18 protein-coding genes are annotated in these 19,946 nt (G+C 42.1%); all 18 read right to left on the bottom strand.

Annotation, left to right across the window (positions count from 1 at the left end):
- Positions 1 to 306: 306 nt before the first annotated feature.
- The gene (locus G6W41_RS08740; RefSeq protein ID WP_194171262.1) at positions 307 to 1,035 is read right to left on the bottom strand and encodes a HEAT repeat domain-containing protein; all 729 of its coding nucleotides are present in this window, start codon (positions 1,033 to 1,035) and stop codon (positions 307 to 309) included.
- A 6-nt stretch (positions 1,036 to 1,041) separates the two neighbouring features.
- On the bottom strand, positions 1,042 to 3,411 hold the full coding sequence (locus G6W41_RS08745; RefSeq protein ID WP_194171263.1) for a tetratricopeptide repeat protein: 2,370 nt from the start codon (positions 3,409 to 3,411) through the stop codon (positions 1,042 to 1,044).
- 22 nt (positions 3,412 to 3,433) lie between these two features.
- Positions 3,434 to 4,924, bottom strand: coding sequence for an NADH-quinone oxidoreductase subunit NuoN (nuoN, locus tag G6W41_RS08750; protein ID WP_004317979.1), 1,491 nt, complete (start codon positions 4,922 to 4,924; stop codon positions 3,434 to 3,436).
- Positions 4,921 to 6,432 (bottom strand): NADH-quinone oxidoreductase subunit M, encoded by a 1,512-nt coding sequence (locus G6W41_RS08755; protein ID WP_194171264.1) that lies wholly within the window; start codon positions 6,430 to 6,432, stop codon positions 4,921 to 4,923. The genes nuoN and G6W41_RS08755 overlap by 4 nt, the downstream gene beginning before the upstream one ends.
- Positions 6,432 to 8,270 (bottom strand): NADH-quinone oxidoreductase subunit L, encoded by a 1,839-nt coding sequence (gene nuoL, locus G6W41_RS08760; protein WP_194171265.1) that lies wholly within the window; start codon positions 8,268 to 8,270, stop codon positions 6,432 to 6,434. The genes G6W41_RS08755 and nuoL overlap by 1 nt, the downstream gene beginning before the upstream one ends.
- A gap of 3 nt (positions 8,271 to 8,273) precedes the next feature.
- Entirely contained in the window at positions 8,274 to 8,576 is a 303-nt protein-coding gene (gene nuoK, locus G6W41_RS08765) for an NADH-quinone oxidoreductase subunit NuoK (RefSeq protein WP_004317991.1), read from the bottom strand.
- A complete protein-coding gene (locus G6W41_RS08770) occupies positions 8,573 to 9,109 on the bottom strand; it encodes an NADH-quinone oxidoreductase subunit J (RefSeq protein WP_194171266.1) in 537 nt (178 codons plus the stop codon). The genes nuoK and G6W41_RS08770 overlap by 4 nt, the downstream gene beginning before the upstream one ends.
- Positions 9,102 to 9,740, bottom strand: a complete 639-nt coding sequence (gene nuoI / locus G6W41_RS08775; protein WP_149708145.1) for an NADH-quinone oxidoreductase subunit NuoI — start codon at positions 9,738 to 9,740, stop codon at positions 9,102 to 9,104. The genes G6W41_RS08770 and nuoI overlap by 8 nt, the downstream gene beginning before the upstream one ends.
- Positions 9,741 to 9,748: 8 nt before the next feature.
- Positions 9,749 to 10,744: an NADH-quinone oxidoreductase subunit NuoH gene (gene nuoH, locus G6W41_RS08780; RefSeq protein ID WP_194171267.1), complete on the bottom strand. Its 996-nt coding sequence runs from the start codon at positions 10,742 to 10,744 to the stop codon at positions 9,749 to 9,751.
- A complete protein-coding gene (locus G6W41_RS08785; protein ID WP_194171268.1) occupies positions 10,737 to 13,037 on the bottom strand; it encodes an NADH-quinone oxidoreductase subunit G in 2,301 nt (766 codons plus the stop codon). Before G6W41_RS08785 ends, nuoH begins: the two co-directional genes overlap by 8 nt.
- Positions 13,034 to 13,744, bottom strand: a complete 711-nt coding sequence (locus G6W41_RS08790) for a hypothetical protein (RefSeq protein WP_194171269.1) — start codon at positions 13,742 to 13,744, stop codon at positions 13,034 to 13,036. Before G6W41_RS08790 ends, G6W41_RS08785 begins: the two co-directional genes overlap by 4 nt.
- Complete coding sequence (locus G6W41_RS08795) at positions 13,741 to 13,971, bottom strand: NADH-ubiquinone oxidoreductase subunit E family protein (RefSeq protein ID WP_012001121.1); 231 nt, start codon at positions 13,969 to 13,971, stop codon at positions 13,741 to 13,743. The genes G6W41_RS08790 and G6W41_RS08795 overlap by 4 nt, the downstream gene beginning before the upstream one ends.
- Positions 13,968 to 15,197, bottom strand: coding sequence for an NADH dehydrogenase (quinone) subunit D (gene nuoD, locus G6W41_RS08800; RefSeq protein WP_194171270.1), 1,230 nt, complete (start codon positions 15,195 to 15,197; stop codon positions 13,968 to 13,970). Before nuoD ends, G6W41_RS08795 begins: the two co-directional genes overlap by 4 nt.
- On the bottom strand, positions 15,194 to 15,958 hold the full coding sequence (locus G6W41_RS08805) for an NADH-quinone oxidoreductase subunit C (protein WP_021092818.1): 765 nt from the start codon (positions 15,956 to 15,958) through the stop codon (positions 15,194 to 15,196). The genes nuoD and G6W41_RS08805 overlap by 4 nt, the downstream gene beginning before the upstream one ends.
- Positions 15,955 to 16,467, bottom strand: a complete 513-nt coding sequence (locus G6W41_RS08810; RefSeq protein WP_021083979.1) for a NuoB/complex I 20 kDa subunit family protein — start codon at positions 16,465 to 16,467, stop codon at positions 15,955 to 15,957. Before G6W41_RS08810 ends, G6W41_RS08805 begins: the two co-directional genes overlap by 4 nt.
- Positions 16,449 to 16,838 (bottom strand): NAD(P)H-quinone oxidoreductase subunit 3, encoded by a 390-nt coding sequence (locus tag G6W41_RS08815; protein WP_021092801.1) that lies wholly within the window; start codon positions 16,836 to 16,838, stop codon positions 16,449 to 16,451. The genes G6W41_RS08810 and G6W41_RS08815 overlap by 19 nt, the downstream gene beginning before the upstream one ends.
- A gap of 106 nt (positions 16,839 to 16,944) precedes the next feature.
- The gene (locus G6W41_RS08820) at positions 16,945 to 18,579 is read right to left on the bottom strand and encodes a multidrug ABC transporter permease/ATP-binding protein (RefSeq protein WP_194171271.1); all 1,635 of its coding nucleotides are present in this window, start codon (positions 18,577 to 18,579) and stop codon (positions 16,945 to 16,947) included.
- Positions 18,579 to 19,943, bottom strand: a complete 1,365-nt coding sequence (locus G6W41_RS08825) for a coproporphyrinogen III oxidase family protein (protein ID WP_194171272.1) — start codon at positions 19,941 to 19,943, stop codon at positions 18,579 to 18,581. Before G6W41_RS08825 ends, G6W41_RS08820 begins: the two co-directional genes overlap by 1 nt.
- Between the last annotated feature and the right edge of the window lie 3 nt (positions 19,944 to 19,946).

A 19,946-nucleotide genomic window follows, 5' to 3' on the forward strand; every position in this document is an offset into this window, starting at 1 on the left:
CTGCGTTGGATTCGAACCAACGGCCCCCTCATTAAAAGTGAGATGCTCTACCGACTGAGCTAGCAAGACATGATTATTTAAAAAAGAATTGAGATTATACAAAAAACATTATTATATGTCAAGAAAAAATTAAATTTTAAATCAAATTAAAGCTATTTTGTCCGCTATTTCTAAGCAAAAAATATAAAATTTTATTTTTTAATCTTCTAAATTTAAAGCTAAAATTTCTTATAAATTTAAACCATTTTTACTTTGTAGCTCAACAAACAAAACTCCTTTGAGCATCTAATCCGCTTAGTGGTAAATTTAATTCTTGTCTAAAAATCTTATCGCCATTTTTCTAGCTTTTTCTATCTTTTCAGCCTCTTGATTTTGAACTGCGATAGATGATATCCACTTTTTACCAAATAAATTTTGAGCCGCTTCTATCATAACTGCACAAGCGTATGGCTCTTTTTCACTAGAGATGCCTTGCAAAAATGCAGCTTTTGTTTTATCTCGCAAGATTGCTTGGCTGACCCTGTGAAAGGATATTTGCATAAGGCTAGCTGCCGCCCAAGCTCTGCAAAGGCTATCTTTGCCTTTTAACATCTCGCTTATTAAAATATCTATTTGCTCTAACGTGCCAACCCAACCAAGCGCTATTATAAGCTTGCGGCGTAAGGCATCATTTGTCTCCAAAAAAGAGGTTATTTGAGGGATAAGACGGTCGCAAAATGCGGCATAAAAGTCTCTATGCTTAGACTTAGAAAGAATTTGCGCTATTAGATAGATAGTATCTACTTTTAGTTTTTGATCGCTTTCTTTGGCTAAACGCTCAAACAAAAACTCCAGCCCAGCGCCTCCATGCCTATCAAAACTGCTTTCTAAATTTAGTTGCCTGCCCTCTTGCCACTCTTTGCAAATGAGCTCGTAGTGATATGCTATCTCGTCACTTGCGCCCAAATTTGCTATAAATTTGATCCTTTTGCTGTCAGGAAAATTATCTTTTTTAAGCCCCAGATACTCTTTTTCAAGATCATTTAAACTTAGCACTAAATTTTACTTTATCATCTCAAGTTTGGCTTTGCAGGCATCTTTGTAAGCACTTGTGAAATTTGAGCCAACGCATTCGTTTAGATAAGGCTTAGCTAGCTTATACTGCTTTTGTCTGATGTAAATTTCACTTGCCAAATTTAGAGCATGCAATCGGTCCTCTGGCTCAAGCTTCATATTTAGTATAAATTTCGCCTCATCAAGCGCCTCGTCAAGGTTATCTATCTTTAGCGAAGCCTCCGAATAGTCAAAATTTAGCTTTGGTGAAAAGGTATTTATCTTGGCCCTAGTTTGCAGCTCAAGCGCCTTTTTAGCGTAGGTTGCAGCGATAGCATAGTCGTTGCTCTTCATCGCGTAGTCACATATAGCTGCGTATGCCTCGATGATCTTAAAGTCTTGCCCCCTTAGCTGCTCGATCGCACTGATCGTTGAGACCGCCTCGGTAAAGCGCTTTAGCGCAAGCAGCGAGTAAAATCTATCAAAAAGCGATGGCGTAGGATCCGAGTACTCGACTGCTGAGCCAAGCGAGAGTGCGTCATTTGCCGCAGTGATCGCATGCTCGTAGTCTTTATTTTTATATAAAATTTTGCTCAAATTTACCAGCCACTCGACTCTATCTTCTAAATTTTCATCCTTTACGTGCGCCTTTGCAAGCTCTAGCGCGTCGTTGTAGCGTGCCGTTCTAAAGTAGCAGTTAAAGAGCTTAAACTGTGGCAAAGAGACCTTGCTCACATCGTAGTTTTCTAGTAAATTTACAACCGCCGTGCAGTCATCTTTGATAAAAAACTCTTTTGTTAGCTCAAGCGCAGCCTCGTTTACAAGCTCCATAGCTCTACTTAAATTTTCATCTTTTGCGAGGTTGTGATAGGCTAGCGCATCGCCAAATTTACGCTCTTTTAGATCAAGCTCAAGCTCGCTAATTAATGCCTTTTGGCTGATATTTGTGCCTGCGTATTTTTCGATGAGCTCTTTATATCTTGCGTGAAGCGCGGTGGCGTTTTTGTCATCCTCTTCAAAAAATAGCCCATCCTTTGCCTTAGCGACCTCATCGATATAATCGCCATATTTAAACTCTTTTTCGTATCTGTTTAGATACTCATACGCCCTTTTTTCATCTTTGGTTTTAGCTAGATTTAGCGCTAAATTTTTTAATGCTGCCTCGTAAAAATCCTTTGTCCTGTCACTATTATTTACCAAAATTTCATAAATTTTAGCAGCCACGTCTGGCATATCTTTGCTGGCAAATGTATAGGCTAAATTCATCGATTTTGTCGGATCGTTCATGAAAAATTTTTCATTTGCATTTGCGATCTTTAGTACAAATTTCTTCGCCTCGTCAAATTTCTCTTTATCGATATTTGCGTCTGCTAGGCTTAGTGCAGCTCTACTTGCAAGGTCGATGTCGTTTGTAGAGTAGAGTACCTTTTCATAGTCACTTAGCGCCTCTTTTTGCCTGCCTATTTTATATAGGTAGTCAGCATAGTCAAGCGTGGCAAGCTTTGTAAATTTAGACTCTGCGTGCTCTTCACTTAGTATGTCAAGCATATATTTTGCATCACTTGCGATGCTATCTTTGAGGTAAGCTCTGGCGATGAGATATAGTACCTCTGAGTAGTTCTCGTCAGAAGGGAATTTTCTTATCCAGGCTCTACCCTCGCTTACGATATCCTTTGGCTCCAGCCCCTCAAACTCGCTCTTTGTCTCAAAAATTTTATCAAGCGCTCTTAGTCTAAAAAGTAAAAACTCACTTGAGAAAAGACTGGCTGGGTGCCTTTTCATCGCTGTTTGCGTATCTTTTACCACGCTTTCATAAGCGCCCTTTTCGTAAGCTCTTTTTATATTTATGTAGATGTCTATGTCGTTGCTATCAAGCCCAGCGATAGGCGCTTTGTTAAGATCAAGCGCTCCGATGCTTGGACTTAGCATATCTCTAAAATCAGGCGAAAAATTTAGCCCAGACACTCTTTTGTTGTTTTCACTTAGCGAAGTGTCGATGATGATGCTAAAGTGCTTTGAGATGGTCGTCTTTGGCGTATCTTGCACGCTTGGACTGCTGTAAAGCTCAGTTTGAACATTTAGAAGTTTTGAAGGCGCCTTTGGCATGATGACGATAAAGAGTTTGCCGTCTTGCTTTTTATATTTTATGTCCATTAAAGGCAGCGTCGTATCTTCGATCTTTGGCAAGATCCCATCATCGAGCATACAAACGTAGCGCTTCGTATCATAGGCTAAAATTTGCTCCACACATTCAAATTCTTTCTCGTCGCTTAGCTGAAGGACGCTATAAGGCTTATTTGCATTTGCGCCGCTGTTTAGGCTAAGGCTAAAGGCGGATAGATAAAGCGGTAAAAATAAGATGGTTAAGAGCTTTTTCATGCCGCCATTATAGTTAAATTTTCTAAAATCCTGAAGCAAAGACAAAATGCTCGATAAATTCCAAAATCGCCCCAGAAAATAAAAAGGCAAAGACCGTGCCAGCAACTGCAACTCCAACGATCACCTTTAGCGCCATCGAGACGTTTGAGATGTAGATATTTTTATCTTTTACGATAGGCTCTTTTAAAAACATAAAGACGATGAGCTTTAGGTAGTAATAAATCGCAATCGCGGAGTTTATCATGATGATGAGGCTAAGCACGACGTAATCAGACTTTATGAGCGACGAGATAAGCACCATCTTGCCCCAAAATACGCTAAAAGGCGGTATGCCAGCAAGGGCGATCATGAAAATTCCCATTATCACGGCGTAACTTGGCAAAATTTTAATAAGCCCTGAAAATTTCTCATACGGATGTTTAAAGCGCTTGTCCCAGCAGACGACGTCGTCGCACCTTGCGACCCAAAGCATAGAAAATGCGCCCAAATTTGCAAACAAAAACATGATCCAGTAGAAAAACAAGGCGACATTTGCCTCGTGAGAATTTGCCACAAGCGCGCAAAGCACGACACCAGCGTGAGCTATCGAGCTAAAAGCGAGCATCCTTTTGACGTCTTTTTGCACTAGCGCCATGATGTTTGCAAGGCTCATCGTAAGCACGGCGATGATGTAGAGCATATCTTTTATCCATGAAATTCCAGAGCCCTCAAGCATCGCAAAAATTCTTAATGCGACGATAAATCCAGCAACCTTTGGCACGATCGACATATAGCCTGCTAGCGGGGCATTTGAGCCCTCATAAACGTCTGGTATCCATGTGTGAAATGGTATGAGCGAGAGCTTAAAGCCAATGGCTGAAGCGATGAAAACGCAGCCAAGAAGGATTATTAAATTTTGATTTAGGCTAAGATCTTTTATGACAACGCCTATACGAGCGATGTCTATTGAGTTTGTTGCTAGATAAAACATCGCTATCGCCATCGCAAAAAAGCCAGCTGAGAGCGAACCCATCGCGAAGTATTTGATGGCAGCCTCGACGCTTTTTGCCTTGTTGTGAAGGGCGATTAGGGTGTAGAGGCAAAGCGAGCTGATCTCAAGGCCTAGAAAGATGATTAGTAGGTTGTTTGAGCTCACCATAAACAAAAATCCAGCGATCATAAACAAAAATAGCGCGTAATACTCGTAAATTTTATACTCAAAATACTCTTTTGTGCTAAGCGCAAGAGGGATGAAAAGGGCTGAGGCGATTAGGATAATGATCTGCGAGATGATAGAAATTCCATCAACTAAGAGCATATCCCAAAAGCTTAGGCTAAGCCCGTTAAAATCGAGCGTAATGCCTAAATTTACAAATATAGCGATGATGCAAAATACGCAGTAGAAATTCCTCGAAAGATCCTTTTTTATCGCTCCAACTATGAGGATAAAAAGCGCAAAAACCATCATGCTAAGCATCGGCGAGAGTGATTGCAAAGAGATCTCGTTTAGGTCTAAAAAGGCTATTTCGTTCATAGTTTGCTCCCGCCGTTTAAAGATGAAATTTTATCCTTCGTGCCGCTATTTACAGCTCTAGTTTGCATTTTGCTTATGATATTTTGCACGCTTGGCTCAAGCGGTTTTAGTATCAAATTTGGTGCGATGCCAAGAATGATTACGAGCAAACAAAGTGGCACAAGAGCGGCTAGCTCTTTGAAATTTAGATCTTTTAGACTTAAATTTTTCTCCTTGCACTCGCCAAAAAAGACCCTTTTATAAAGTACCAGCATATAAACAGCGCCCACAATGATACTAAAGCCACCAAGTAGCGCAAAGAGCTTGTTTAGCTTAAATACGCCAAGTAGGCTTAAAAACTCGCCCACAAAGCCAATCGTTAGTGGCAAGCCGATACTTGCAAGCGTTGCTATAAAAAATATAAGTGCGTATTTTGGCATCACCTTGGCAAGGCCGCCAAATTCGCAAATTTCTTTTGTGTGAGCCCTCTCGTAGATGACGCCAACTAGCAAAAATAGCGCGCCGCTTACGATGCCGTGGCTTATCATTAAAAATATTGAGCCGCCAAGGCCTATTAAATTTAGTGAAAAGATGCCAAGCATGATGACGCCCATGTGTGAAATGGAGCTATAAGCGATCACTTGCTTCATGTCGCTTTGCGCGTAGGCAACTAGGGCTGCGTAGATGATCATGATGATAGCTATGACGCAGACAAAGCCACTTAAAAGTAGGCTCGCATCTGGAAAAAGTGGGAGCGAAAATCTTACAAAGCCGTAAGTACCCATCTTTAAAAGCACGCTAGCAAGCAGCACCGAGCCGATAGTCGGAGCCTGTCCGTGCGCGTAAGGTAGCCACGTGTGAAATGGAAATAGCGGAGTTTTCACGCCAAAAGCGAAGAAAAATGCTAAAAATAGCCAAATTTGAGCATTTTCTCCGATGCCAAGCTTGTACCAATCAAGAAGATTAAAGCTAAAGACGCCGCTTTTTTGATAGCACAGATATCCGATAAAGATGATCGCTACTAGCATAAAGACAGAGCCTAAAAATGTGTAGATGAAAAATTTAATCGCCGCGTAAATTCTATTTTTACTACCAAATGCGCCGATGATGTAAAGAAGCGGTATGAGGCTAAGCTCCCAAAAGCTATAAAACAAGATCATATCAAGCGCGCTAAAGACGCCCATCATCGTGCTCTCTAAAAATAGCACGCTAATAACAAGGTGCTTTAAATTTCCATCATCGCTAAGTGCGGCGATAGAGATAAAGCTCATAAATGCGCTAAGGACTATAAGCACAAGCGAGATGGTGTCGATGCCGACAAAGTAGCTGATATTTAGGCTTGGTATGAGCGAGACTTGATGCGTTAAAACAAAGTCGTAACCCTGAAAATCGACATTTACGCAGATAAAAATGGCTAGCAAAAGCTCGATTAGCGCGATGCTTGCTCCATAAAATTTGATGCTTTTATTTTCTATCAAAAAGCCAAGTATTGCGCTTATTGCTGGGAAAAATATGATGACACTTAGCATTATTTGGCTCCGTTTAATAAAAATATAAAGCTTAAAAGCAAGGCAAATCCAGCGACCATAAATCTAAGCATGACACTTAGATCTCCACTTTGCATTTTATTTGCAAGATATGCAAATTTAGTAACCACAAATGCGACAAAATCGACACTTTTATCGACTATCATCTCATCAAATTTCTTACAAATTTTAGAGATTAAAGCGTAGCCATTTATAAAAAATTTCTCATAAAATTTTGGTATAAAGTAGGCATTTTGCAAAATTTTGTAAATTTTACTTTCGCAAATGCTCTCTTTAAAAATTTCTTTTTTATAAGCAAACACAGCAAAGCCAGCGCTTGCAAGAACTAAGCCAAGCGTTAAAACGAGTAAGAAAATTTCACTGCTGTGAGATAAATTTAGCTTAAAATCCCCAAGGCTAGCACCCAAAAACTCGCTAAAGTTGCTCCAAAAAAAGCCGCTGATAACTGAGAGAACGCCAAGCACACTCATGCCAACAAGCATGTAGTTTTTGGCTTCATGTACGTGCTCCTCGCTCTTTGGCCTTGCAAAAAAGACAAGCATGACAAGTCTAAAGCTATAAAATGCCGTAAGCACCGCGCCAAAGAGCAAGACAAGCCATAAAATTTGGCTCTGGCTAAAGGCAACTTCTAAAATTTTATCTTTTGAAAAAAAGCCAGCAAATGGGTAAAATCCAGCCAGTGCGCAGCTTGCTATGATAGAAAGTAACGCGGTTGGCTTCATAAATTTATAAAGTCCGCCCATTTTTTTGATATTTAGCTCATCATTCATCGCGTGCATAACGTTGCCAGCGCACAAAAAGAGCAGCGACTTGAAAAATGCGTGCGTGACAAGGTGAAAAAGTGCGATCTTATACGCCCCAAGTCCAGCCGCTACAAACATATAGCCAAGCTGCGAAAGCGTCGAGTAGGCGACTATCTTTTTAAGGTCATTATGCACAAGCGCAATGCTTGCGGCAAATATCGCTACAAATGCGCCAAGGCAGGCGATAAAGTGCGAGATTTCAGGCACATTTGCAAAGATGAAATTTGCGCGTATGACTAGATAGACGCCAGCTGTTACCATGGTCGCAGCGTGTATGAGCGCAGAAACCGGAGTTGGTCCCTCCATGGCATTTGCAAGCCAAGTGTGAAATGGAAACTGCGCGCTTTTACCCATGGCGCCTATAAAAAGAAGTGTGGCAATGATGCCTAAATTTAGCCCAGAAAGGTCGCTTCTAGCGTTAAAGACCTCGCTAAATTTAAGCGAGCCAAAGCTATAAAATATATAAAAGATACCAACAAGCATGGCAAGATCAGCCACTCTGTTCATCACGAAAGCTTCGTTTGCAGCGACATTTGCGCTAGGTCTTTTATACCAAAAGCCAATGAGCAGCCAAGAGCAAAGTCCAACGCCCTCCCAGCCGATAAAGAGCCCTATGAAGTTATCGCTTGATACAAGGACGTTCATGCAAAAGACAAAGAGCCCAAGGTAGCTAAAAAAGCGATTGAAACTTGCGTCATCTCTCATGTAGCCAATGGAGTAGATATGCACGATGCTAGCGACCACGCCAACAGTGCTAAGCATCACAAGGCTAATCGCGTCAAGGTAGAAGCTAAAGCTAAGATCGAGCGAGCCTAAGTTTATAAACTCTTTTAGGGTTAAATTTAGTGGCTCATCTACGCTAAGACTAGCCGTTAGCATGAGTGAAGCTGTGGCGCTAACGATCATGAGAAGCGAGCAAAAAAGACCGATAAATAAATTCTTACTGCTATGTGAAAAGATGCCAGCTATGATGAAGCTAAGAAGCGGGAAAAATAGCGAAATACAAAATAAAATCATCTCTTAGCCTTTCATATTTGTCATCGAATCTAAACTGATACTGCCAGTCTTTTTATACCAAAGCACGAGCAGTCCAAGCCCCACAGCGACCTCGCTAGCGGCGATGGCTACTATGAAAAATGCTATTATCTGCCCAGTTAGGTCAAAGTAGTATTTTGAAATGGCTGCAAGTGCGATGTTTGCTGAGTTTAGTAAAATTTCGCTTGAGAAAAATAGCATTATCAAATTTCTTCTTCTCATTATGCCAACTAGCCCTATGACAAAGACTAGGCTTGCTAGGATGAGGTAGTGAGTAAGGCCTATCATAGCATCTCCTCAAATTTGCTTTGCGCGTCTAGGTCTTTATGTATCAAGATGATGCCAGCCACCATCGCCACAAGCAGCATGATAGCGCACATCTCAAAGGCTAGCAGATACTTGCTAAAGAGCAAAATTCCAACCGCTTCGATATTGCCAAGGTTGTTTAGGGTAGAATTTACCACCTCTTGCTTAGCGCTATAGATCGGTGCTAAAAAGATAAATATCAAAAGAAGCGCTATGAAGCTACTTAAAAGATAGACGATGATCTTTGCTTTTTTGCCGCTTTTTGGCTCGCACTCCTTGCTGGTGTCAAAAAACATCATCGCAAATGCGTATAAAACGACCACCGCGCCTGTATAGACGACGATTTGCACCACGCCTAAAAACTCAGCCCCAAGCAAGAAAAATATAGCTGATATAAAAACCATGCCAGCAGCTAGCGCAGAGACCGCGTTTAGGGCGTTTTTGCAAAGCACGCTAAAAGAAAAACTAACTAATATAAGGGCGCTAAAAAGATAAAATGCAAAGCTCTCATACATCGCTTGACCCTTTTAAATTTATATCCATCACTTCTGCCTTATCTTCATTTGTAAGCGCATTTGGCGTCTTTTTTACCAGGCTATCAGCATTTTTAGGTAGCGCGCCATAGCCCTCAAACTCAGCTTGATCTTTTAAAAATTTATCATCCGTCAAAAACTCAGCCTTTGTGCCAAAGAGGATTTTGTTTTCACTTGCGACCTCGTACTCTTGCCCGCAGACGATAGCAAGCTCAGGGCAGACATCAGCGCAAAATCCGCAATAAACGCATCTGCTTAAATTTATCGTGTAGCTTGCGACCTTTTTGCGGCCATCCTCGCCAAGAGAGGTTTTCATCGAGATGCAGTTGCTAACGCAAATTTTCTCACATAATCCACAGCCTATGCAGCGCTCATTTTCGCTTTCAACAAATTTTAAAAGCCTGTGAATTCCCCTATATCTGGCGTTTAGCTCCATCTTTTGCATAGGGTATTTTAGAGTGTGCGACTTGCTAAAGAGCATCTGCTTTAGCGTGATCTTTAGCCCCACCAAAAGATCAAGCTTAAAAGTAGCGGCGATGAAGTGCTTAAATTTGTCAAATGCCCCTTTTGGCTCTATCTTTTCGTCTATCAAAATATATCTTTTCTCGCTCATTTTACGCCTTAGATAAGTAGTGCAAAGCCGGTGATTACGACATTTAAGATGCCAAGCGGAAGTAAAATTTTCCAGCAAAGCATGCTAAGCTGATCAACCCTTAGATGCGGCCACGACGCCCTCGTCCAAAGAAAAAAGAAAAAGACTAGGCTTGATTTTAAAAGTATCATTAGCCAGCCTGGGATAAATAAAAACTCATTAAAACCACCCAGAAATAGGAGCGTGATGATGATACTTGCTGCGATCATGTTGGTGTATTCGCCGATAAAAAACATCGCCCACCTCATGCCGCTATACTCGGTGCCATATCCTGCCACGATCTCGGTCTCGTTTTCTGTTAAGCAAAACGGCGTTCTGTTGCACTCCACAAAGCTTGCCATCACAAAAAGCACGAAGGCAAGGGGCTGCTTAAATATAAGCCAGTTAAAGATGCCTTTTTGGTAGTTGTTTATATCAACTAACGAGAGCGAGCTAGTGACCATGACAACGCTTAAAAGTGCCATGCCAGCGACCACTTCGAAGCTAAGAAGCGCCACGACTGCGCGAGCGGCGCTAATTAGTGCAAATTTATTGTAGCTTGCAAGGCCTGCTGCAAGTGGCGAAAAGACGCAAACCGCTGCCACGCCAGCGATATATAAGATGCCTACGTTTATGTCAGCAAGTATCGGTCTAACCGTGCGACCAAAAATTTCAAACTCAGGCAAAAATGGCACGGGCGCAAGCGCTGCAAATGCCGCGATAGCAGAGATTAGAGGGGCTATTAGAAAGATAAATTTATTTGCATTTGCAGGCACGATGTCCTCTTTTGTAAAGAGCTTTATCATGTCAGCCACGATCTGAAGCACGCCAGCAGGCCCCACCATATCAGGTCCCACGCGGCGCTGCATGTAGGCTAGCACCTTTCTCTCAGCATAAGTCGCAAGCCCTGCAAGGCTAGCCATGACGGCCAAGATGACGACTGCTTTAACAATAGTTGTTATCACAAAAAATAGCATTTCACTCATTCTCTGCCTTTATTATTTTTACGCTAGCAAAACTCTTGCCCTCAAAAATGGCGCTTACATCAAGCTTATCATCGTAGTCGCCAAGATAGGCTGCCACGCCTCCTAGCTCGCTATCAAGCTCCACGCAAATGGCAAGCTTTTGCCCATTTTTTTCTAAAATGACAGCTTCGTTTTGTGAAATTTCAAATTTAGCCATGAACTCGCCGCTTGCGTAAAGTTTCGCGCGTTTAGCTGTCTGGCTGGCATAGTTTGAAAAAAATGATGGCAGATTTATAGGATTTGCAAGGCTTATTAGCGCTTCGTCCTCTTTTAAATTTGGCTCATTTTTCTCTTTAAAAAGTGGCTCTATGTCCTCTTTTGGCGTGAAATTTGAAATTTCAAGCTTGTAGCCTCTATGGCTTGTGCCATCATTTGCATAAAAATTTTCTAAATCATCAAATTTAACGCCCCTGTAGCCTTTCTCTTTTGGTAGCTGCACTGTGTAATCAATCGTATTTTTAGCCACCAGCCCAAGCGCATTTGCGATATCGTTTAAGAAGTAGCCACTATGTGTCAAAGCCGCATTTGTCGGCACTACTTCGTTATTTATGCTTGTAAATGTGCCCTCTTGCTGATTTAGCGCACCAGCGTCAAGATCACCCTCAAAAATGCTAAATTTAAACTCGCCCATTTCATTGTATCCTAGCGTCTTGCCAGGCTTTCTCTCGTGTGAAAGCTTGCAAATTTTAGCCACACCAAGCGAGTTTGTGCGAGGTGGTATGAGCATCACACGAAACGGCGTAGTTCTTGCGATCACTCCAGCAAGGGCTGCAAGTAAATTTGCATTTTCATGAGCATAAAAGTCGCTACCTAAAATGAGCGTAAATTTAGCCTTGCCCTCGCTAAGAGTGGCTACCTCTAAGCCAAAGCTCTCTTCAAATTTTTCAAGTCTAGCCTGAAGTGCTGCTGGTAAATTTTCGCCCCAATTTTTAAGCACAAAGAGTAAAATTTGCTCCAAATCCCCAGCCTCATAGCTCACACAGGCGAAATTTTTTGAAAATTTCTTCACCACCTCATCAGCGATGTGATGAAAGTAAATTCCACTAGCTTTATTCATCTTAAGAGCGTTATTTAGCTTATAGCTTGTAACTGGGCTCTCATGGCGCAAGAAGCTGCCAGCCGTGATCACAAAGTCGCTATTTTTTAGGCTCTCATAGTCTGCGTTATATGAGCTAAGACCGCTAAATTCGCTAAAAATATTTAAGAAATTTTGAAATTTAAAAGCCTCATCGTTTAATAAATTTAGATCAAATTTCTCTCTCAAGCGCTCCAAAATAAGCGCCTCTTCGTTTGTTATGAAGCTATTAAATTTTATATTTTTTATGTTGCCGTTTTTAAAATTTAAGACTAGCTCGTTAAATTTCGCCTCATTTTTGCGGGCATTTTCGTTGTGAAAGTCGTAGCCAAACCTTGCCGCACCGCTTATCTCGCCAAAGTGAAAGTCGTTGCTAACGCGGTAAATTTGCTTGCTTCTATCGCTAGTGCTTTTTTCTTTTACATCATAAAAAATGAGCTCGCAGTCGCTTTGGTGCGGATTTGCCGCTGGGATACGGCTTAGCTCCCAGACGTTTGAGCTATACTGAAAATTTGAGCTAACAAGTGCGCCAACAGGACAGACGCTGATGCACTCGCCACAAAATGAGCAGTCTAAGCTTTCACCCACGCTTGGACCAATTAAGCTCTTTTGCATCTTGCTAAAGACGGCGTAAGCATCTTTTGGCATGCTCTCTTTTAGCTCTTTTGGCACCTCTACACCCCTTGGCACCGTTTTTAGCGCGCTCTCGCCAATTTTGTCTTTACAAACCGTGACGCACCTCTCGCAGACCACGCAAAGGGCTGGGTCGTAGTTTATTAGCCCCCATTTTTTGTGCGGTTTATGCGTGTCCTCTATGGCAAATTTTTGCTCATTTACGCGTAAATGCGCCGTTAAATTTTGTAGCTCGCACTCGCCACTTTTGTCGCAAACGCCGCACTGAAGGGGGTGATTGACGCAGTAGGTCTGCATGATCGCATTTCGCTCGGCAGCGATCTCTGGCGTATTTGTGTAAATTTGCATATCCTCTTTGGCTTTGGCGTTGCAGCTATAGACCACTTTGCCGTTTGCTTCGACCATGCAAAGTCTGCAAGCAAGCGTTGGCGAACAGCCACTAAGGTAGCAAAGCGCAGGGATGTAGATGCCATTTGCCCTTGCGATGTTTAGGATACTTTCGCCCTCGTTTGCCTCTAAAATTTGATCGTTTATGGTGATTTTCATTTGCTAACTACTACTTGTTTAAATGCATATCCATCAAAATTTTTTGCGCCAAGCACGGCAACCGTGCCTTTTAGCGTTGGATCAAGTCTAAATTTAGCGCTCACGCTAAAGTCTTTTGCCTTTAAATTTAAAATTTCGCCATCCTTCGCCTTTGCCACGATGCCAAACTGCACGCCGCCCACGATTTCATCGCTTGCGTTTTTGTTTAGATAGACGACCGCGCCGTCAAAATTGTCAAGCTCTCTTAGCTCGCCAACTTCGCCGCCTGCTGTAAATTCTCTCACTTCGCCGCCTGCTAAGACGACATTTTTACCTAAAATTTCAAGAAGCCAAAAGATCGCATCTTTGTCTGGATGAGCAAAGAGCGAGTCATCGATGATCACGTTTTTAACGTCCTTTATCCACTCGCCAAGCTCCTCAAACTCCTCCTCGCCCACGTTGCACTCGCCACTTATCAGCCCATCATCAAGCTCGTCAAAAAACTCATTTTGCACCAAATTTGCATACTTGCAAAGAAGCGCTAAGACATAGCTTATCGATCCTATCTCGCAGCGGATCAAATTTTTACTACCAAGCTCGTTATCTTCAAAGCATGAGATGTATTTAAACTCGTGCTCTTTTATCTTTTTTGCTAAATTTTTGTCGCTCAAACTTAGTAAATTTGCGATACTTAGGCTCTTGCCTGCTATTAGATCATTAAATTTCATATCTTGCCCTTTTTTATCGTTAATGCCCAATCAACTTGGTTAAATTTAAGCGAGTTCATCACCTCGCAGTTTAGGTTATAAGCCAAATTTACAGCTTTCTCTACACCGCTGTAATCTCCTATCTCAAACAAAAATATCACCACTTCGCCTGGCTCGCTAGCCTTTATCTGCTGTCCAAGAGCGCTCAAAAACTCGCCCTTTAGATGCCTAAGATCGACCCTTCTCATCTATCAACCTCGCCTAAGATGATATTTGTGCTGCCTATTATCGCAGCCACGTCTGCCACGTACTGCCCAACTAGCATATCTTCATAAATAGCGCAGTGCCAAAAGCTTGGAGTGCGAATTTTTAGGCGGTACGGGCTTGCGCTGCCGTCTGAATTTATATAAATTCCAAGCTCACCCTTTGGCGACTCACTAGCAAAGTAAATTTCGCCCTTTGGTGGCTTTAGCCCCTGAGTTATCAGCACAAAATGCTGCATTAATGAGTAGTTTTGGCTCATTATCTGCTCTTTTGAGGCACTAACATACTCTGGCGCGTCGGCGATGATAGCGAGGCTACTTGTCTGATACTTGCTAACGCACTGCTTTAAAATTTTCACGCACTCGCGCATCTCTTTCATATAAAGTAGATATCTTGCGTAGCAGTCGCCCTTGGTGGCGTAAGGCACGTCAAATTCTAGCTCGTCGTAGATGAGATATGGCTCTTCTTTTCTGATGTCGCGCGCGATGCCACTTGCTCTTAGCATGACGCCAGAGCAGCCGCTACTAAGGGCTAGCTCTTTGCTAACTACGCCCACATCAACAAGCCTTGCTTGCCAAATTCTATTTTCACTTAGCAGATCTTCGTAAAGCGTGATGTCGCTTGGAAATTTCTCACAAAATTTAAGAAGCTCCTCGCACCAGCCATCAGGCAGATCAAGCGGTACGCCACCGATCCTTATGGAGCTATGAGTTAGCCTTGCGCCGCAGTATTTTTCTATGAGATCAAGGACATATTCGCGCTCTCTAAATGCGTATAAAAAGACGCTCATTGCCCCCACGTCAAGGGCGTGCGTAGCTAAAAATAAAAGGTGCGAGCTGATACGATTTAGCTCCAAAAGCATCACTCTAATGATCTGCGCACGGCGAGGCACTTCTATGGCACAAAGCTTCTCCACGGCCGCGCAAAATGCGTAGTTATTCGCACTTGATGCGATGTAATCCACCCTGTCAGTTACTGGGATAAATTCCTGATAGGTCATATTTTCAGCCATCTTTTCAACGCCTCGGTGCATAAAGCCAACCTCTGGCATAGCGCGCACGACCTTTTCTCCGTCAAGCTCAAGCACAAGCTTTAGCTGTCCGTGTGCGCTTGGGTGTTGTGGGCCAAAATTTAGTATCATCTTGCCGTCATTTTGCTCAAATTCTAAATTTTCAAAAAATGGTTTTAAGCGGTTTGGTGCCTGGCTCAAGGTCTTTCCTTTACTATCTGGCTTTGGTTAAATTTAGCCTTTTTGACAAATCTCACGCCGCCTTCTTCTTGATACTCGTACTCTTCACTTTCGTCAAAGACACGTGAAAAGCCAAAGGTATCTTTCTCGTTCACAAAGGCTGGGTCGCGGTTCTCTTCGCCGATCTGCTCTCTAAACTCACGTCCAAAAATTTTATCCACCTCGTACCATTTAGCAGCCTCGTCGCCAACTAGCGGATAGCTCTTTAAAAGCGGGTGCGAGTGCCAGTCATCAGGCATTATAAGACGCTTTAAATTTGGATGATCTTTAATTAAAACGCCGCTTAGATCGTACATCTCGCGCTCCGCCCAGTTTGCGCTTTTATAAAGCTTGCAAACGCTTTTTAGCATTTCGTCCTTTTTGACAAAGCACTTTACTCGTGCGCGCCTATTTTTGCTAACACTTAAAAGCTGATAAAAGACCTCGTATCCGCCTTTTTGAGCTATATAATCAATCGCTGCTAGCTCACAAAGCTGCTCGTAGCCAAAGCGTTTTAATGCTTCAAGCGCTTTAAAATTTTCACTTGAATTTACGTAGAGAACAAGCTGATCAAACTCCACGTAGCTAGATAAAATTTGCACTCCGCTTTGCTCTAAAATAGCCAGCTCTTCGTCAAATTTAGAGCCACTTGCTGCCTCTTTTGGCGTTTCTTTGGCGATATAAAATTTCTCGCTGTAGTACTGCTTTTTTTGCAGGTCGTTTTTTGGCTTATACTCTCTCATATATCTAGCTTTCTTGGCTTTTGCGCCCTAAATGCACTCTGTTTTCTTATCTTTTTTTGAAGCATCATAAGTGCGTACTGAAGCGTCTCTGGACGCGGGGCACAGCCTGGGATGTAGATATCGACAGGGATTATGCGGTCTACGCCTTGAACGGTTGAATAGGTATTAAACATACCCCCAGTGTTTGCGCAGCTACCCATCGAGATGACCCACTTTGGCTCAGGCATCTGGTCGTAAAGGCGCCTTGTAAATTCAGCGTGCTTTTTAGTTAGCGTGCCAGCTATGATCATCACCTCTGAGTGCCTTGGACTAGCGCGAAAAATGGTGCCAAATCTATCAAAGTCATATCTGCTAGCGCCACTTGCCATCATCTCGATCGCACAGCATGCAAGCCCATAGCTAAGCGCCCAAAGTGAGTTGCTCCTACCCCACTGCACGAGCTTATCAACGGTTGTTAAAACTACTGGCAGACCGCCATTTGCAGCGTAGTTTATCTGATGCTTTGCCATTTAAAGACTCCTTTTTGCCAAGCGTAGGCAAAGCCGATGAGTAAGATCGCTACAAAAAGTAGCATTTCTATGAGCCCAAATAGCCCAAGCAGCCTAAAATCCACCGCCCACGGATACATAAAAATGACCTCAACGTCAAATAAAATAAATAAAATTCCATAAAAAAAGTAGTGGATATTTATCTTATTTGGCTGTTTTACGGTTGTCGGTCCGCACTCGTAAAAGCCTACTTTTAGGCGCTCAGTGTTGCAGTTGGCTAGCTTTTTGCTTATCTTTGAAGATAAAAATGTTATCAGACTAAATGAACAAGTAGCTAACAAAAGTATGATAAAAGCGCCAAGATAGGTGCTATCAAGCTCTGAGTGTGACATACTTCGCCTTTTTTAATTTTTCAAAATTCTACTAAATTTAAATTTATTTGATCTTGAAATAGCTCAAGAGTAGCGATGTAAATCTCTTTTTGTGTAAAAAATACTCTTATTTTATCTTTTCTACGGCGTCTTTTGCGGCACTTATGCGCTCTGCCTCATCAAGCTCGCGCACAAAGCCATCTTTTACTAAAATGATCCTAGTTGCCACGTCAAAGTAGCTATCATCGTGGCTTACGGCGATGACGCTTATGCCTTTGCTTTGCAAAAACGGCAAAATTTCTTTATAAAATTTACGCTTAAATAATGGATCTTGATCGGCCGCCCACTCATCAAGTATAAGTATAGATCGGCGCTCTAAGATGGCTATTAGCAGGCTTAGTCGCTTTCGCTGACCGGTTGAGAGCTGCGTGGTGCTAAGTTTATTATCCACCACACTTACCTTTTTATCTATCTCAAGCAGGGCCAAGAGCCCCTCTATATCGCTTTGGCTAGCAAAGCCGTCACAAGAGAGCGTTTGCGAAAATAGATAAAAATCAGCAAAAATAGCGCTTATCTTTGCTTGATAGCTTTGTAAATTTGCCTCATCTATCTTTGTGCTATCAAGGTAAATTTCGCCGCTGCTTGGGCGGATAAGTCCGCAAAGAATGTTTATAAGCGTGCTTTTGCCACTGCCATTTTTACCGATGATAAATGTTATCTCGCCGCGTTTGATCTCTAAATTTACATCTTTTAGGCTAAATTTGCCGTGGTCGTAGTTGAAATTTATATCCTTTAGCCTGATACTTTGCCACTCATCGCTTAGGCTATCGTCAAATTTAAAGCCTTCTTTAAATTCATTTAAATTTAAACTCATGATCTTTTCTAAGCTCACCTTTGCGCTAAGTGCGGCTGGTATGGAGCCAACCATGCTCATAAATGAGCCTCTTAAAAATAGTATCGTTAGGCTTATGCTAAGTGCTGTTTGCAGGCTCGCCCAGCCAAATGCCACGCATAAAAATACGCAAAGTCCGACCGCACCAAGGAGCATTATATTGGTGAAATTATCACTTAGCGCGTGAAATACGTCCGCTTTTGCCATGCTTTTACGCTTCTTATCGCCTGTTAAATTTAGCTCATCAAAGCAGATACTTGCTCTTACTCTATTTAGACTTAGCTCTCTGTGCCCCTCAACTATGTCGTCATAGTGCTTTTGCAAGGCGTCATCTTGGGTTCTGGACTCTTTGAAGTAAAAATGGATCTTTTTCATCAAAAGCGTGTTTATAACGAGTGTTGCGCCGATCCAAACTGCGCTAAATATAAAAACTTTTGGCGCGATGTAGGCTAGATAAAAGCTGGCACAAATGATGAAAACTAGGCTTTGTATAAAGCCAGTAGCGCTCATAAAGGCAAATGTGATCGTTTTTATGTCGTTGTTTAGACTTGCTATGATCTTTGCCTTGCCGATCTCGTTTATGACGCTATTTGGCGTGTCTAAAATTTGCTTTACGCTTTGATATCTAAGCTCGTAGATAAATTTATGTCCAAAATTTGTAAGCGAGATATTTGCGGCGATGGCACTTATGAAAAATAAGATCAAGATAGCTATAAATTTAACCGCCACAAAGGCATCAAATTCTTTTAAATTTACAAGTTCATTATTGACAAAAGAGAGTGTCCAGACGCCAATCCCGCTAAAAGCAAGCGTCAGGATCACTATTTTGATTATTGAAAAAAGATTGCTTTTTATTAAATTCGCAAGCATTACATCGCAGCGCGTGGCTGAATGATGTTTTGATCAAATTTTTGCTCGGTATTTTCACTCATGATGTGAAGCACCTTGCTGCGTTTGATCTTCGCGTCATCTTTAAATATCGCTCGCACCTTATCCATGCCAGCGTAGAAGTCGCGCATGAGCACGACGCAGATGTATTTGCCAAAAAATGTCGGCTTGATAACGCCGTTTTCTTCGTATATAGCATTTACAAGTTTTAGCAAGCTAAGCTCGACAAATAGGTCTTTGTTGATGTTTGCGTCGTTTTGCTCGTTGTAGGTTTTGATATCCACGGCGCCGTCAAAAAGCCTTGTTAAAAATGTATATTTTAGTCTCTCTTTTTTGCTAAATGCGCATTTTGCGATGACTGGGCTTTGTCTTGCTTTGACCTTTCTGCCGTAGTCAAGTAGGTTAAAGGCGTTAATAACTAGCTCGCCGTTTAAGAAGCTAAATGCCCCGCTACCAACGCCCACATACTCTAAATTTGAGCCTACGTATTCGTCGCGAAGGTCTGCGCTTTTTTCATTTGAAAATGCCCAAGCGTTGCTTTGTCTATATCCACCCTTGGCAAATTCACTCACAATGATCTCGTAAAATTCGCGCTCATTATCGACGTTTGAGACGCCAAGTGCGCGAGCGATGTTCTCTCTTGTTAGCTCTGATTTCATGAGCGGATAGAAGGTTATTTGCTGTGGGGAGATCGATTTTGCGACGTTTATGTCGTTTATTAGCTGCTCTTTTGTTTGATTTGGTAGGTTAAAGATGAGATCTAGGCTGATGACCGGGATCTTGCCGATAGCCTTCTCGAGCTTTCTTTTCGTCTCCTCGGCTGAGCCAAATTTCTCGTATCTGCCAACTCTTTTTAACGTCTCGTTATCAAAGCTTTGCACGCCTACGCTTAAGCGGTTGATGAGCCCATCAAAACGGTTTAGGCTCTCTGGCGAGATGTGGTTTGGATCGCTCTCGGCCGAGATATCTTCGATACTAAAGAGCTCTTTTGCAAGTTTTAGCGTTTTTTCAAGCTCTGGCTCGTTTATAAGCGTCGTGCCACCGCCCACATAAAGCGATGTAAAGTCAAAGCCAGCCTCTTTTATCTGCCTCATCTCCTCGCGTAAATTTTCAAAGTAAATTTTCGCAAGCTCCTGCTCGTAATGATACTTGTGAAACGAGCAATACGGGCAAAATGTGTGACAAAATGGCACGTGCGCGTAGAGCATATACTTTTTGTCTTTTTTTGGAGTTTTGGTATAAGTCGTGTTTAAAATGTCTATGTTAAATTCGTTATATAGCGATTTTTGTATAGAATTATGAGCGTAATTTACAGCAAAACTCTCAACAATATTTTTAAAAATCATAAT

The sequence above is a fragment of the Campylobacter concisus genome, from assembly GCF_015230035.1.
GTDB lineage: Bacteria > Campylobacterota > Campylobacteria > Campylobacterales > Campylobacteraceae > Campylobacter_A > Campylobacter_A concisus_BK.

Excerpts from the sequence above, each read along its gene's own strand:
- G6W41_RS08745 (WP_194171263.1), bottom strand. The coding sequence starts at position 3,411 with ATGAAAAAGCTCTTAACCATCTTATTTTTACCGCTTTATCTATCCGCC.
- nuoN (WP_004317979.1), bottom strand. The coding sequence starts at position 4,924 with ATGAACGAAATAGCCTTTTTAGACCTAAACGAGATCTCTTTGCAATCA.
- G6W41_RS08755 (WP_194171264.1), bottom strand. The coding sequence starts at position 6,432 with ATGCTAAGTGTCATCATATTTTTCCCAGCAATAAGCGCAATACTTGGC.
- nuoL (WP_194171265.1), bottom strand. The coding sequence starts at position 8,270 with ATGATTTTATTTTGTATTTCGCTATTTTTCCCGCTTCTTAGCTTCATC.
- nuoK (WP_004317991.1), bottom strand. The coding sequence starts at position 8,576 with ATGATAGGCCTTACTCACTACCTCATCCTAGCAAGCCTAGTCTTTGTC.
- G6W41_RS08770 (WP_194171266.1), bottom strand. The coding sequence starts at position 9,109 with ATGTATGAGAGCTTTGCATTTTATCTTTTTAGCGCCCTTATATTAGTT.
- nuoI (WP_149708145.1), bottom strand. The coding sequence starts at position 9,740 with ATGAGCGAGAAAAGATATATTTTGATAGACGAAAAGATAGAGCCAAAA.
- nuoH (WP_194171267.1), bottom strand. The coding sequence starts at position 10,744 with ATGAGTGAAATGCTATTTTTTGTGATAACAACTATTGTTAAAGCAGTC.
- G6W41_RS08785 (WP_194171268.1), bottom strand. The coding sequence starts at position 13,037 with ATGAAAATCACCATAAACGATCAAATTTTAGAGGCAAACGAGGGCGAA.
- G6W41_RS08790 (WP_194171269.1), bottom strand. The coding sequence starts at position 13,744 with ATGAAATTTAATGATCTAATAGCAGGCAAGAGCCTAAGTATCGCAAAT.
- G6W41_RS08795 (WP_012001121.1), bottom strand. The coding sequence starts at position 13,971 with ATGAGAAGGGTCGATCTTAGGCATCTAAAGGGCGAGTTTTTGAGCGCT.
- G6W41_RS08805 (WP_021092818.1), bottom strand. The coding sequence starts at position 15,958 with ATGAGAGAGTATAAGCCAAAAAACGACCTGCAAAAAAAGCAGTACTAC.
- G6W41_RS08810 (WP_021083979.1), bottom strand. The coding sequence starts at position 16,467 with ATGGCAAAGCATCAGATAAACTACGCTGCAAATGGCGGTCTGCCAGTA.
- G6W41_RS08815 (WP_021092801.1), bottom strand. The coding sequence starts at position 16,838 with ATGTCACACTCAGAGCTTGATAGCACCTATCTTGGCGCTTTTATCATA.
- G6W41_RS08820 (WP_194171271.1), bottom strand. The coding sequence starts at position 18,579 with ATGCTTGCGAATTTAATAAAAAGCAATCTTTTTTCAATAATCAAAATA.
- G6W41_RS08825 (WP_194171272.1), bottom strand. The coding sequence starts at position 19,943 with ATGATTTTTAAAAATATTGTTGAGAGTTTTGCTGTAAATTACGCTCAT.